The organism is Halobacillus litoralis, from assembly GCF_009856355.1.
GTDB lineage: Bacteria > Bacillota > Bacilli > Bacillales > Halobacillaceae > Halobacillus > Halobacillus litoralis_B.
In genome coordinates this window covers 114,960-128,013 of the sequence record NZ_WMEW01000008.1, presented here as the reverse complement: position 1 = coordinate 128,013, position 13,054 = coordinate 114,960, and the positions used below count along the sequence as shown (strand labels likewise).

General features: G+C 48.1%; 12 protein-coding genes. 11 read left to right on the top strand and 1 reads right to left on the bottom strand.

Annotated elements, in window-relative coordinates; genetic code table 11:
• Window positions 1-34 precede the first annotated feature (34 nt).
• A complete protein-coding gene (locus GLV97_RS12790) occupies window positions 35-1,384 on the bottom strand; it encodes an MATE family efflux transporter (protein ID WP_160889799.1) in 1,350 nt (449 codons plus the stop codon).
• 90 nt (window positions 1,385-1,474) lie between these two features.
• Here GLV97_RS12790 and GLV97_RS12785 point away from each other — a divergent pair, with 90 nt between their 5' ends.
• From GLV97_RS12785 to GLV97_RS12735, 11 genes are all read left to right on the top strand, one after another.
• Window positions 1,475-2,545 (top strand): undecaprenyldiphospho-muramoylpentapeptide beta-N-acetylglucosaminyltransferase, encoded by a 1,071-nt coding sequence (locus GLV97_RS12785; protein WP_160889798.1) that lies wholly within the window; start codon window positions 1,475-1,477, stop codon window positions 2,543-2,545.
• 154 nt (window positions 2,546-2,699) lie between these two features.
• Window positions 2,700-3,119, top strand: coding sequence for an ATP-binding protein (locus GLV97_RS12780; RefSeq protein ID WP_160889797.1), 420 nt, complete (start codon window positions 2,700-2,702; stop codon window positions 3,117-3,119).
• 5 nt (window positions 3,120-3,124) lie between these two features.
• Entirely contained in the window at window positions 3,125-3,475 is a 351-nt protein-coding gene (locus tag GLV97_RS12775) for a hypothetical protein (protein ID WP_160889796.1), read from the top strand.
• A 177-nt stretch (window positions 3,476-3,652) separates the two neighbouring features.
• A complete protein-coding gene (gene helD, locus GLV97_RS12770) occupies window positions 3,653-5,902 on the top strand; it encodes an RNA polymerase recycling motor HelD (RefSeq protein WP_160889795.1) in 2,250 nt (749 codons plus the stop codon).
• 84 nt (window positions 5,903-5,986) lie between these two features.
• Entirely contained in the window at window positions 5,987-6,817 is an 831-nt protein-coding gene (locus GLV97_RS12765; protein WP_160841692.1) for an aldo/keto reductase, read from the top strand.
• A gap of 109 nt (window positions 6,818-6,926) precedes the next feature.
• The gene (locus GLV97_RS12760; RefSeq protein ID WP_160889794.1) at window positions 6,927-7,946 is read left to right on the top strand and encodes a TIGR00341 family protein; all 1,020 of its coding nucleotides are present in this window, start codon (window positions 6,927-6,929) and stop codon (window positions 7,944-7,946) included.
• 232 nt (window positions 7,947-8,178) lie between these two features.
• A complete protein-coding gene (locus GLV97_RS12755; protein WP_160889793.1) occupies window positions 8,179-9,006 on the top strand; it encodes a trypsin-like peptidase domain-containing protein in 828 nt (275 codons plus the stop codon).
• A gap of 358 nt (window positions 9,007-9,364) precedes the next feature.
• Window positions 9,365-10,102, top strand: a complete 738-nt coding sequence (gene sigI, locus GLV97_RS12750) for an RNA polymerase sigma factor SigI (RefSeq protein WP_160834793.1) — start codon at window positions 9,365-9,367, stop codon at window positions 10,100-10,102.
• Entirely contained in the window at window positions 10,099-11,085 is a 987-nt protein-coding gene (locus GLV97_RS12745; protein ID WP_160889792.1) for an anti-sigma-I factor RsgI family protein, read from the top strand. The genes sigI and GLV97_RS12745 overlap by 4 nt, the downstream gene beginning before the upstream one ends.
• Window positions 11,086-11,210: 125 nt before the next feature.
• Complete coding sequence (locus tag GLV97_RS12740; protein ID WP_160841688.1) at window positions 11,211-11,600, top strand: DUF1499 domain-containing protein; 390 nt, start codon at window positions 11,211-11,213, stop codon at window positions 11,598-11,600.
• A gap of 3 nt (window positions 11,601-11,603) precedes the next feature.
• Window positions 11,604-13,025 carry a dihydrolipoyl dehydrogenase family protein gene (locus GLV97_RS12735; RefSeq protein ID WP_160889791.1) on the top strand — a complete coding sequence of 474 codons (1,422 nt, stop codon included), beginning with the start codon at window positions 11,604-11,606 and terminating at the stop codon, window positions 13,023-13,025.
• Window positions 13,026-13,054: the final 29 nt, after the last annotated feature.

Here is a 13,054-nt window from a genome sequence, read left to right as displayed (position 1 = left end):
TCTTTAATTAAAGATCATCCTTCTTTATGCGGAATCATTCGCGAAGCTGTTTTCTCTGCAGCAGGACCATACGGATAAACAAGGCTGCCGCTCCCGCTGTTAAGCCGATTGTCAGACTGAGCCAGTACCCGTAAGGACCGAGACCCGTGTAGTTGGCCAGCAGCCATCCACTCGGAAGTCCGATGCCCCAGTAGGAAATAAAGGCCATGATCAAGGTGATGTTCACATCTTTATACCCTCTGAGAATTCCTTGAAGAGGGGCGCCGAAACCATCAGACAGCTGGAAAAAGACCGCGTATATAATGAAAGTTTTCGTTAATTCCACGACAGTCTCATCAGAACTGTACAGCCTCGCCACGGTATCATCGAATACGTAAAGAATCAGACCGGCAATGACGCTCATACAAACGGCAAGCGTTATGCCGAGGTAGGAATAGGTGCGGGCTTCTTTATAACGTCCCGCCCCTGATTCAAAGCCGACCACAATGGTTAAGGTGAACGCGATGCTGAGCGGTATCATGTAAAGGAAGGAAGCGAAATTGATAGCTGCCTGGTGGGCAGCTATTGTATTCGTATCATATACCGTCATAAAAAAAGTAACCGCAGCAAAAATGCTCGTTTCAAAGAAAATCGCAAAGCCGATGGGGATGCCGATTTGAAGCTGTTCTTTCCATTCCCGGACAGACGGCCGGCTCCACGCCTTGAAAATTTCATAGCGCTTCAGTGGTCGGACACGGTGGATGATAAGGACTAGAATAAGCAGGGATACCCAATACGTCAGGGACGAAGCAGCTCCTGCGCCGATGCCGCCGAGGGCAGGTGCCCCCCATTTCCCGAAAATCAGCATATAGTTGAACAATAGGTTGAGCGGAAGCGTCAATAAAATGACCATCATGGAAATTCTCGTCAGCCCGAGAGCATCAACAAAAGAACGAAGAATGTTGAAAACAAATAAGGGTACAATGCCAGTGCCAAGGGCGACTAAATAATAACGGGCCACACGGGCGACTTCAGGTTCAATGTTCATCAAGGAAAGGATGGGATCAAGCAGAAACCAGCCGGTCCCCGCGACTACGACCGCCAGCAGGACAGCTAAATAGACCCCCTGTTTGACGGAAAAAGGAATGTCTTTTTCCTTCCCGCCCCCTTTTAATTGAGCAACGATAGGGGAAATGGCCATTAAAATGCCGTTCAGTCCGGTGAAAACAGGGACCCAGATGCTTGATCCAATAGCCACACCCGCCAGCTGATCCGGCCCGGCCTGCCCGGACATGACGGTATCAAAGAAGTTCATGGCGTACATGCCGAGCTGTGTAATTAAAATAGGAAATAAAATGACTAGAAATAAACGGATTTTCTCTTTTATTGTGTGAGTTTCATACATCGTGATCTCCCTTTTCTGTTACAATGCATTTTAGAGGAATACGAGGATTATAGCATATTTATCCATCGAAGAAAGGACGTTAATCCAACCATGAGCGATAAGCGAATTTTATTTACAGGCGGAGGAACAGCAGGTCACGTCATTGTGAACCTCGCTCTTATCCCCGAGTTTCAGAAGCAGGGATATACCGTTGATTATATTGGTTCCTATGAAGGAATCGAGAAACAGTTGATTGAACCATTGGAAGGCGTGACCTACCATGGAATTTCCACCGGAAAGCTCCGGAGGTATATGTCGAAGGAGAACTTTAAGGATCCTTTTAAAGTAGCTAAGGGTCTGATGCAGGCGCTGTCCATCATCCGGAAGAGAAAACCCGGCGTTGTCTTTTCAAAGGGCGGGTTTGTTTCAGTACCGGTGGTCATGGCAGCCAGATTAAAGGGTGTTCCCACTCTGATCCATGAATCCGACTACACACCAGGACTTGCCAATAAGCTGTCTTTCCCGTTTGCCAAAAAGATTCTGGCTACCTTCCCGGAAACGATGAAGCATCTGCCTGAAGATAAAGGGGAATTTATTGGAGCTGTCGTCAGGGAAGAACTTTTCCAGGGCAGCCGTTCCAAAGGCCTTTCTATGTGCAGCTTCCATAAGCAGAAACCTGTAGTGATGGTCATGGGAGGGAGCATGGGCTCCAAGGTCATCAATGATGCGGTCCGCTCCAACCTGGATCAGCTCCTGCAGAACGTGCAGATCATTCATATCTGCGGGCGTGGAAATAAGGATGAATCACTGAATCGGCCCGGCTATGCCCAGTTCGAATACGTACAGGATGAATTGAAGGACCTGTTTGCTGCCACGGATTTCATCGTCTCCCGTGCCGGGTCCAACGCAATCTTTGAATTTCTGGCTTTGAAAAAACCGATGCTCCTCATTCCGTTATCCAGAAAAGCCAGCCGGGGGGATCAAATTTTAAATGCCGATTCCTTTGTCAAACAGGGGTATGCGATGAAGCTGGAAGAAGAAGAGATGAGTGCCGGCCGTTTCCTAACCGATCTTCAGACATTGATGCAGAACAAACAGAGAATATTGGACAATATGCAGGAGTATAAGAGTGAACAGACGAAAGATAGAGTCATCAAGCTTATTCAGGAGTTTGAGAAGTAGGCGTCAAAAAAAGCTTCATAAGAGTTTTTTTCTTCCATTTTTATGAAAAAAGCACGCAAACCTTTTATAGACGGCTATAAAAGGGAATAGGTAAATGTAGACAAATCATTTCACAAGCCATTTTTTACTCATTCAGCAGAGGAGAGGTTGAATCATGAAAACGTCTCTTGAAGCGCAGATTCGACATCCAAGAGAAATGCGGACGATTCGAAAAAGATACCACCCCTATTTAGCCAAGTACTTCGGGAGTGACCAGCTTCTCGTTGACGCCAGTATTTCTGAGGCGGTATGGAATGCCTGGGAGCATGGACACGGGCAGAATAGAGATTATCCGATCCTGCTGAAGGTAAACTTCTTAAAACACCGCCTCGTCGTCCGCGTCTATGATCAGGGCGGGGGTTTTGACTGGCGTCCTTATCAGCTGTCGAGTGATGTGAAGCATTGGTTTCCGAAAGTGGATGATCTGGATGAAAGCGGCCGGGGCATTATGCTTATGCTTCGAGTTATGGACAGTCTGAGGTATAATGATAAAGGCAATGAATGTTTGCTGATGAAAAATTACCTTCAGGAGTAGATACTGTGAAATCCAACATGTGCCGCTGGTGTTATAAAGAAATCAGGGACAGGGATGAGCTGGTCACGGCATCCAGCTGGTTCCGTCTCCGCCCTTATCATTATCAATGCTTTGAAAAACTTGAACAGGAAACCCGCACGATCGCCGGTGTCTGGAAACCGGTGAATGGGGTGACCGGATCCGTGAATGTCTTCGTCATGCTCATCCTGGCTATTGTGCTGCTGGCTACGGATCTGTTGGACGGCGTCGGTGATATCATCGGGGTGATTGCCTTGTACCCCCTTTTCCTCCGGCTGTTGTCCTACGTGATCTTTGAGCGGCCGCTCCCAAAATTCGCACCAGAGAAGCAGAGATAACGGACGTTCCGGTTTATTTTTAAGCTTGTAGAGAAACCACTGGTTTTTCTGCAGGCTTTTTTCATGGTTACAGGAGACCCAAAGGCAGTTTCATGACAGGGGTTGATTGCGCTTTCAAATGAAGTGTGATATGTTGATTTTCTCTGTTTTTTAAGACGTGAAGGGAGGAGTGCCGGCATGGATGAGTTTCAATATGAAAAAGACCGTCTTGATTTTACGAAAGCCTATATGGAGCGGATGATTGCTGCCCAGAAAAGTGGCCGTGCTTCACTCAAGCAGCGCCAGGATGATACGCTGGAAAACCTGGATTTCCAGGACAGCAGTCTGCGTTATCAGGAGATGCTTTCCCACGCAAATTTTATGAAAATGTCGAGGGATCAGCTGGATAACTTGAAAAGTCTTCGGCGTAAACCATATTTTGCCCGCATTGATTTTCACCGGAAGGAAAACCCGGAAAAAGAACAGTTTTACATAGGGAAAGTTTCTTTGTTCGATAGAGAAACGCAGCTCCCGATCATCCTCGACTGGCGGAGCCCGCTGGCCAACGTCTATTATGAAGGACGGCTTGGAGAGGTCAGCTATGAGGCTCTAGGGGTGCGTTATGAGGGGGAAGTTTCTCTAAAGCGGCAGTATCAGATTGAGGAAGGCGAATTAATGGATTACCGGGACATTGACGTGACGGCTAAGGATGATCTGCTCCAGGAGTCCCTGTCGCAGAATGCCGATGGCCGCTTATCTGAAATTGTCTCGACCATTCAGGAAGAGCAAAACCGTGTCATCCGTGCGGATCTCAGGAAGCCGATCATCGTGCAGGGTGCTGCAGGAAGCGGGAAGACGACAATCGCCCTGCACCGGATTTCCTACTTTCTTTATACGATGAAAGAGATTTTCAAACCGGATGACATGTTGATTCTCGCTCCCAACCGTCTGTTTATCCAATATATTTCTGAGGTTCTTCCAGAACTTGGCGTGCAGCGTGCGGCACAGTCCACATTTATGGATTTTGCCGTCAATACTGCAGGAATACAAAGTCCGGTCATTACGCAGCATGAAGTGCTGACACAGGCTGTGGAAGGTACCATGGACAGGGACGGGGTTACGGCCGCCCGGTTGAAAGGGTCAAGGATGTTCCAAACGATCATGGATACCTATATTCAATCATTAAAGAAGCAGTACAAAGTTGAACAGGATTTCACGGTTTTGGAGTTCCGGATTAAGAAAGCTCGTGCCATTAACCGGCTGTTTTTTGAGGAATACAGCTATTTTCCTTATGAGGTGCGTGTGAGAAAAATTAAAGCGGTCCTTCAAAGTGAGCTGCGGCGTAAGAAGAAGCAGATTCTTGAAAAGGTGGCTGCTAAATACGATGAAGCGCTGGACAAGGCTTTATATGGAATGAAGGATCCTGATAAGCGGAAAATCCGCGTCAGCTACTTGATTACAAGAAAAGAAGAACGCCTCACTGAAATCAAGAAGGCTGCAAGAACGGCCGTTGCTTCCTTTATGAAGCAGTATCCGGCGTTTCACGTTGAAAAGACGTACAAAAAGCTGTTTGAAGAAAGCGTGTTTCTGAGCGTCCATCCTGATGATACGGAAGATTGGAAAGCTGTCCGCCGTTACTCCCATTCAACTTTCGCAAAGGGGAAGGTTCACTCGGAAGATCTCGCCGGTCTGCTTTACCTCTTTACATTTCTGAAAGGTATCGACGCGGAAGAACGTCCTAAAAAGGTCGTGATAGATGAGGCCCAGGATTACAGTTATTTTGAAATCTATGCCCTGCGGCGTGCCTGCCAAACAAACTTGTTTACGATTGTCGGTGATCTGGCTCAGGGGATTTATCAATACAGAGGGATCGACACATGGGGGACATTGGTTGAGGATATCTTTCCTAAGGCCTCCTATTTAACGTTACAGAAGACATACCGGACAACAATTGAAATCATGGACCTGGCGAATGGCCTGCTGACTCATCTGCCGGTGTCGCTGCCGCGTGCCGAGCCAGTCGCCCGTCACGGCCCTCTGCCGCAGTTTCTTCCTATAACACCGGGGTGGGAGGAAAAGGTTGACCAATTCTGCCGCGGTTTTGTGGAAGAAGGGATGTCCAGCTTTGCCATGATTACAAAAACGATGGCAGAAGCCGAGGATGTTCAGAAACGGCTGGAGACTTACGGCATGACCTTCACTCTTTTAAAGGAAGGAGAGGGGAGTTTGTCCGAGCGGATGGTTCTCCCTGCCTACCTGGCTAAAGGTCTTGAATTCGATGTTGTCCTTTTATACAACGACCGCCACCCTTTTCAGGAGTCAGACCTTGATTTGAAAATGCTTTATGTAGCTATGACCCGCCCCCTTCACCGGCTGATGATGATTGGAGCTGATAAGGAGGATTTTCTCCTGCACCTCGTTCAACCTGACCGGTTCCAGGAAGTTTAGCCTGCTGTCGCTGAAGGGTACATCCTTCCATAAGGATTAAGGGTATGGGAAGGCGTAGTTTCTAAGCGAAAGGAGTGTTTTTGAATGGGAATCCGTTCGAATGCCGTTCTAAGTAATGGGGTGGAAATCCCCCGTGTCGGACTCGGAGTATATAAGATGGAAGACGGAAAAGAAGTTCAGCAGGCGGTTCAATCCGCTGTCGATCTCGGCTACCGTCATATCGACACGGCCTCTTTCTATGAGAATGAAGCAGGTGTCGGTGAAGGCATCAAAGCCTGTGGCGTGCCCAGGGAGGAATTGTTCATCACTACGAAAGTATGGAATGATGAACAGGGGTACGATGAGACACTGGAAGCGTTTGATAGAAGTCTTGATAAACTCGGAGTGGAAACACTGGACTTGTACTTAATTCACTGGCCTGTTCCAGGAAAGTTCAAAGACACCTGGAAAGCGTTGGAGAAATTGTACCACGATGGTCGCGTTCGAGCTATTGGAGTGTGCAACTTCATGGAGCATCACCTTGATGAACTGATGGAGGATGCAGAAGTGACGCCTATGGTCAATCAAGTCGAATTCCATCCGGCCCTTTATCAGGAGGAACTCGCTGACTACTGCTATCAAAAGGGCATTCAGCTCGAAGCATGGGCTCCGCTTGCGAGAGGCCGTTATTTCGACGCTGCCATTTTAAAGCAGCTGGCTGAAAACTACCATAAAACACCGGCACAGATTATTTTAAGGTGGCATCTGCAGCATGACATTGCTGCTATTCCGAAATCCTCCAATCCGGAGCGTCAGAAAGAAAACTTTGACGTCTTCGACTTTGATCTGAAGAGCGATGAAATGCTGCGCATTGATGAACTGCACAGCGGTGACCGCATCGGCAAGCACCCGGATGAATTTGATTATCAGATGTAACCCGATCGCCAGTCCATGAGGGCTGGTGATTTTTTATGGGCTTGGAGCGTATGGCTTTCTTTCCTTGAGGGACATTAATAAAAAATGTCCGGACAGGGAGGGTGGTCTGTTGAATGTACAGCTGATCGAAGTTTATATCCCGGATAAGCATTTTGAATCGATCAATGATAAACTCCAGCAATACGACCACCGCTCCTACTGGATTTCCAGTGAATCCGAAGAGCGTATGCTTGTCCGTATGCTGGCAGATACAAGTGACGTCGAGGAAATTCTCAACTATTTGGAGGAAGTCTCCAATGTCGTGGAAGGCTTTGAAACGATGCTGATTCCTGTCCAGACCTATTTATCCAAGGAAACGATCAATGAATCGGTGGAAGAGAAAGAACGGGGGCAGGAGCAGGAGGAGGAAAAAGCGAAGCTGCTGAGGGCAAGCCGGCATGAGCTCATGAATGCAGCAGAAAAAAACAGCCGGATTTCCTGGAACTATTCATTATTAATCGTTTTATCTGCCATTGTAGCGACCGTCGGCATCATAAAAAATAGTGAAGCGGTTGTCATTGGGGCCATGGTCATTGCGCCGATGATCGGCCCGGTCATCTCTATTGCCTTCTCAGCCATCCTGGGAGACTATAAGCTGCTTGGAAAATCAGCTTTGTCCTCCTTATACAGTGTCCTGATTGTACTGGCTATTTCTATTCTGTTTGGGTATGTGACAGATGCCGGAATGGAAAACAGCCAGTATCTTGACCGGACGAAGGTGACCTTGATCGATATTCCTCTCGGTGTGGCTTCCGGGGCGGCGGGGGCTCTGGCTTTTCTGAACCGTTTGTCGGGGAACCTTGTCGGCGTCATGGTAGCCGTCGCCCTGCTGCCGCCCTCTGTGGCCCTTGGCATGTCTATCGGTGATGGGGCCTTTGTATCAGCCTACGGAGCTTTCCTGCTTGTGACGGTCAACATCATGTCCATTATTCTTGCTGCCGTTATGATATTTTCCATCAGCGGCATCCGCCCTGTCCGATGGCAGGAGGTTCAAAGGGCGAACGTTTCCCGCCCGCTGTCGATTATATTTGTCAGCATCATCATCCTCATCCTGGCGATTGTGATTCTGGAAGGTCAGGAAATCATATAGATCCGGGAAGTTTGAATCGGTGGAAAGCATACGTTTTCGTGTATGCTTTTTTGTGCTGAGCGGAAGATTGTCGAGTGGTGGGCAATCATGTTGTATTTCCCGGGAAATGTCTGTGGCTTTCCCCGGATTTCCCTGTTCAGCTTTCCGCCCATAACCGTGATACAATGATGGAGCGGGGGACCTCTCAGCAGATCGTCCCGCCGCTAATCCATTAGATCTGGAGGCAAATCCGATGAGTGATCGAGAAAAGAAAAACAGAAACATCATTGATGAGGATTTGTATGAAGAAATAGATGAAGAAGAACTGTATGACCTCGTTCAGGAAGAGAAGCGTAAAGCACTGGAAAGAGCCCGGGAGGAAAAGCAGCAGCAGAGAGAGAAGCGTCCTTTTCCTAAATGGCTTTTCTGGCTCGTCGCGGGGGTTATGATCGTAAACGTAACGGCTGCTCTGCCCAATACTTTCTCCATCCCGGCTGTTGATTTCCTTATGACCTCGGCTCAGCTCTCCAGTGATGAAGATATTCAATCATATAAAGAAGCAGTTGTCGTTGTAGAAGCTGGTGAAAGTAAAGGCACCGGCTTTGCTGTTTCAGAAGACGGGACCATTTTAACGAATCATCATGTCATCGAAGATGGAAAGCGTGTAGCTGTAGCCTTTCCAGAGCAAGGATTGTTTCACGCGGAGGTGAAAGCTGCTTACCCTGAAGTTGACCTTGCCGTTCTACAGGCGGAGGGGTCCGGTTTTCCACACTTGAATTTAGCCCCTTCTACAGAATTCCAACAGGGTGAACATGTGTATTTCATTGGCAATCCTCTCCGTTTTTCCGGTATTGCCAATGTAGGGAATGTGCTGGGTACGACCAGGGTTTCGGGGATGGATCAGAAGGTGCTCATGCTGGACGCTCCCATCTACCGCGGGAATTCAGGGAGTCCGGTCATCAACAAGGACGGGGAAGTCATTGCTGTGGTTTATGCTACGATGACCGACGAGGAAGAAGGGCGGGTCGGGCTGGCTGTCCCTATTGATTATTATTATGAACAGTCAGGAGAAGCTCCGTGATTGGAGCTTCTTTTTTGATTCTAAAGTCCTCCCTCCAGGTGAAAAATTGGATGATGGTTTTGTCAATTGGAGTAGAATACGGTCCCACTGGCGAATGGTGGATGATAAAGGGGACGAATGGCCCGGATTTTGAAATGATTATTTAATAAAATGTAAACCTCATGTGGTAGACCAGTCCCCGTTTCTTTGAGTAAAATGGTCATGCTTACGTGCAATACCTATGCCCACATGATTCAGAAACATACTTCAGACATATTGGTTGATACAGATCTGTAACACAAATGAAATAATTTATAAATAAACACCCAGAAATAGACGGATTTATACGAAAACATTAGTAGGCTGGAGGTGGTAAAGGTTGATCAAACGTCTTTTTCACAAAAACGACGCCTCCCTGGACGCTCAAGTCGCGTCAGCAAAAGAGGGAGATGACGAAGCAAGAAACGAAATGCTTAAACAGTATCAACCTTTTATCGCCAAAAGTGTCTCTGAAGTATGTAAAAGATATATAGACCCCGCCCGGGATGATGAATTCAGTATCGGACTGCTCGCCTTCAATGAAGCGATTCAGTCCTACTCTTCGGCCAAGGGAAGTTCCTTTCTTTCCTTTGCCAGGCTTGTGATCAAACGGAAAGTGATTGATTACATCCGCAATGAGCAGAAGCGTCCGCCGGTCACCTCGCTGGATGAGGATTTCCACGAGGAGGAACAGATGGAAAATCCATTGGAAATTTCGGCAGCCAGAGAGCGTCATCAACTGGAAACGGAAGCCTGGCACCGCAGAGAGGAAATTCTTGAGTTTCAGCAGGACCTGAAGCGGTATAAGCTTTCCTTTGAAGAACTGATCGAGGTTTCTCCTAAACATAGAGATGCCCGGGAATCAGCGGTTCATGTGGCCCGCCTCGTCTACGACGATTATGACCTCCGCATGCAGGTGCTTGAAAAGGGACGTCTTCCCATCAAGGATTTAGTCGGACGAGTGGATGTCAGTAAGAAGACGCTGGAGAGAAACCGGAAGTTTATCATTGCTCTCGTTCTCATCTTTAAGGGGGATTATATATATCTTAAGGATTATTTGAAAGGAGTGGGCATGTGAAAACAGGCATTGTCATGGAGCGTAAGAAAGAGTATATGATTGTCATGACGAATGAAGGCCGCTTTTACCGGGCTGTTACGATTGCTCATGCAGAAGTGGGGACGGAAGTCCAGTTTCAAACCATCCCCTCAAGTAAAGCGGCCCGGCAGTGGTCACAGCTGCTGCAGTATCGTTATACAAAAGCCGTCGTGGCGGCTCTGCTTTTTCTAATGGTTATAATACCCGCATACTCCTGGCATGGCAGTAATCAGGCCTTTGCCTATATGAATATAGATATCAACCCAAGTGTTGAACTGAAGTTGAATGAGCGGATGCAGGTGCTTGATATCGAACCGAACAACGCTGAGGCGGAGGAAATTGTCGCGCTTCTTTCGGAGTGGAAGAAAGAAGATGCTTCAGAAGTTACGATGAACCTGATCCAAACCAGCAGGGATAAAGGCTATGTTCATGAGGGGAATCAGGTTCTCATCGGCATCAGCTATCTGGAATCGGATTTTGATCACCAATACTTAGAAGAAATGGAAGGTACGCTGAACGAGGAATCTACACGGATGACCGTTGCAGCCTATCTCATCCCCGACGAATGGCGCAGGCAGGCTAAAAAAGAGGATCTGTCCGCCAATGAGTGGATGGCTGAGAGGCTCACGGACGAGGAGCATCCAGACGAAGACACAGAGAGTATCCCGGAAACCATCGATGACACGGATAAAGAAATCATACAATCCTTTTACCGAGAACCGGCATCCGAAGGCGGAAAGGAACCCCATGAAACTTCCGAAGATCTCCCTGATACAGACCCTGTCCATCCGAAGGTAGAACCGCAGAATTCCATAGATAGACCGTCTCCCATGGACCAGCTGGACAAAAAACCGGAGCTGCTTCCTGGAAAAGAAGCCTATGATTTTCACCAAAAGGAACGGTCTTCGGATACGGCTGGGACCGGTGGAACAGGCCATGAAAACGAAAGCGCTCCTGTTCCATAAAAGCCGCTCAATGATTAAAAAAAGTATGCCATCTCACGGAAAAACACTTCTGATCTATTCGGGAGTGTTTTTTTATTGTATTTTGAGTGAATATAGAGGTAGTGTGAGAAAAAGGAGGAATTTTGATGAGTAAACCGTATCTAGGTGTCAAAGACGGACAGCTGGCTGCATGTCCATCATCTCCGAACTGTGTGTCGACACAGACGGATCAACAGGATAAAAAGATGGATCCTCTTCCGTTTTCCGAGGATTTGGAAACCTCTAAGCAGGTCATAAAGGAAGTCCTCCATCAGATGGAGAGAACAACGGTTGAAACGGAAACAGAAAATTATATCCACAGCATCGTAAAGTCCAAATGGATGAAATTCAAGGATGATGTGGAATTTTATTTTGATGAGGATCAGCAGGTAATTCATTTCCGTTCTGCGTCCCGGACCGGGTATTCGGATATGGGCGTCAACAGGAAGCGGATGAACGGAATCGCTGAACATTACGAAAGCATGAGGAGGAAATAGACGATGGATTATGATTATCAGATTGCGGTGATTGGAGGCGGTTCGGGAGGTCTTACCGTCGCCGCAGGAGCAGCCAGCTTCGGCGCCAGAACAGCCCTGATTGAACGCAAGTCGCAGCTTGGCGGGGACTGCCTTCATTACGGATGTATGCCGTCCAAGGCCCTCATTCAAGCAGCGAAAGAGGTCCACACGACCTCTCAATATCAAACCTTCTCTTCTGAGGACTACGACCGTCTGTTCAGCGGTGCGATGGACCGGGTTGCCGAAGCAGTGGAAGACGTACAGAACCATGATTCTAAAGACCGCTTTATCGATATGGGGATCGACCTGTATGAAGCCGAAGCTGTTTTTCAGGACCCTCATACGTTAAACATAGACGGGAAAACAATTACCGCAAAGCGGATCGTCATTGCAACAGGATCTTCTCCCTTTATCCCTCCGATTCCAGGGGTGGATGATGTCGAATACTTAACGAACGAAACCATATTCTCCCTTCGGAAGCGCCCGGCATCCATGGTGGTCATCGGCGGAGGAATTATCGGTATTGAACTTTCCCAGGCGATGAGCCGGCTCGGTGTGGACGTGACTGTATTGGAAGGGAATGACACAATCCTCGCTAATGAAGATGAGGAAATTGCAGGGACAGCCCAGCAGACGGCCTCCCGGGAATTGAGCATCCTGACGAACGCCAAGGCAGACCGCATCGAGAAGACCCAGGCCGGAGTCAAGGTCTTCTATACAAAAGATGGTGTAGAAAATACGCTGGAGGCGGAGCAGCTCCTGGTTGCGACAGGGAGAAAGGCAAATACCGATCGTCTCGGTTTGGACAATGCCGGTGTGCAGACAGAAAAAGGAGCGGTGGCCGTCAATGCTTCGTTAAAGACGACACAGCCTCATATCTATGCCGTAGGAGACTGCAACGGGTCCATGCCGTTCACCCATGTCGCTGGAATGGAAGGGAAAATCGCTGTGTCCAACGCGGTTCTCGGCCTTTCCCGTAAAGCTTCTTACGAAAAAATCCCATGGGTGGTTTACACTACTCCTGAAATTTACCACCTGGGACTTACAGAGAAGGAAGCACAGGAAAAATACGGCGATAAACTGCTGGTGTTTAAGACGAAGCTGGAAAATAATGACCGGTTCATGGCTGAACGGAACACCACAGGCTTAGTTAAAATCCTCACCACCAGCAGGGGGAGAATTGTCGGTGCCCACGCGGTCGGTGAAGGGGCCGGCGAGTGGATGCAGGAGGTTGGAACGGTGCAGGCGCTGAATAAAAAGTTCCAGTCGATCTCCAACATTATTCACCCGTACCCAGCCCGCAATAATGTCGTGTCCCAGACCTCTGATCTGTACTGGAGAGAGAAATTGTTTGGCAGCCGTGTCAACGATTTGATTCAGTGGTATGTGAAAAAATGGCGTTAAAAAGCTGAACGACTCCGTTATTAAGGGGG

Coding starts and splice junctions, on each gene's coding strand:
- GLV97_RS12790 (WP_160889799.1), bottom strand. CDS start 1,384: ATGTATGAAACTCACACAATAAAAGAGAAAATCCGTTTATTTCTAGTC.
- GLV97_RS12755 (WP_160889793.1), top strand. CDS start 8,179: ATGAGTGATCGAGAAAAGAAAAACAGAAACATCATTGATGAGGATTTG.
- GLV97_RS12765 (WP_160841692.1), top strand. CDS start 5,987: ATGGGAATCCGTTCGAATGCCGTTCTAAGTAATGGGGTGGAAATCCCC.
- GLV97_RS12735 (WP_160889791.1), top strand. CDS start 11,604: ATGGATTATGATTATCAGATTGCGGTGATTGGAGGCGGTTCGGGAGGT.
- GLV97_RS12785 (WP_160889798.1), top strand. CDS start 1,475: ATGAGCGATAAGCGAATTTTATTTACAGGCGGAGGAACAGCAGGTCAC.
- GLV97_RS12740 (WP_160841688.1), top strand. CDS start 11,211: ATGAGTAAACCGTATCTAGGTGTCAAAGACGGACAGCTGGCTGCATGT.
- helD (WP_160889795.1), top strand. CDS start 3,653: ATGGATGAGTTTCAATATGAAAAAGACCGTCTTGATTTTACGAAAGCC.
- GLV97_RS12780 (WP_160889797.1), top strand. CDS start 2,700: ATGAAAACGTCTCTTGAAGCGCAGATTCGACATCCAAGAGAAATGCGG.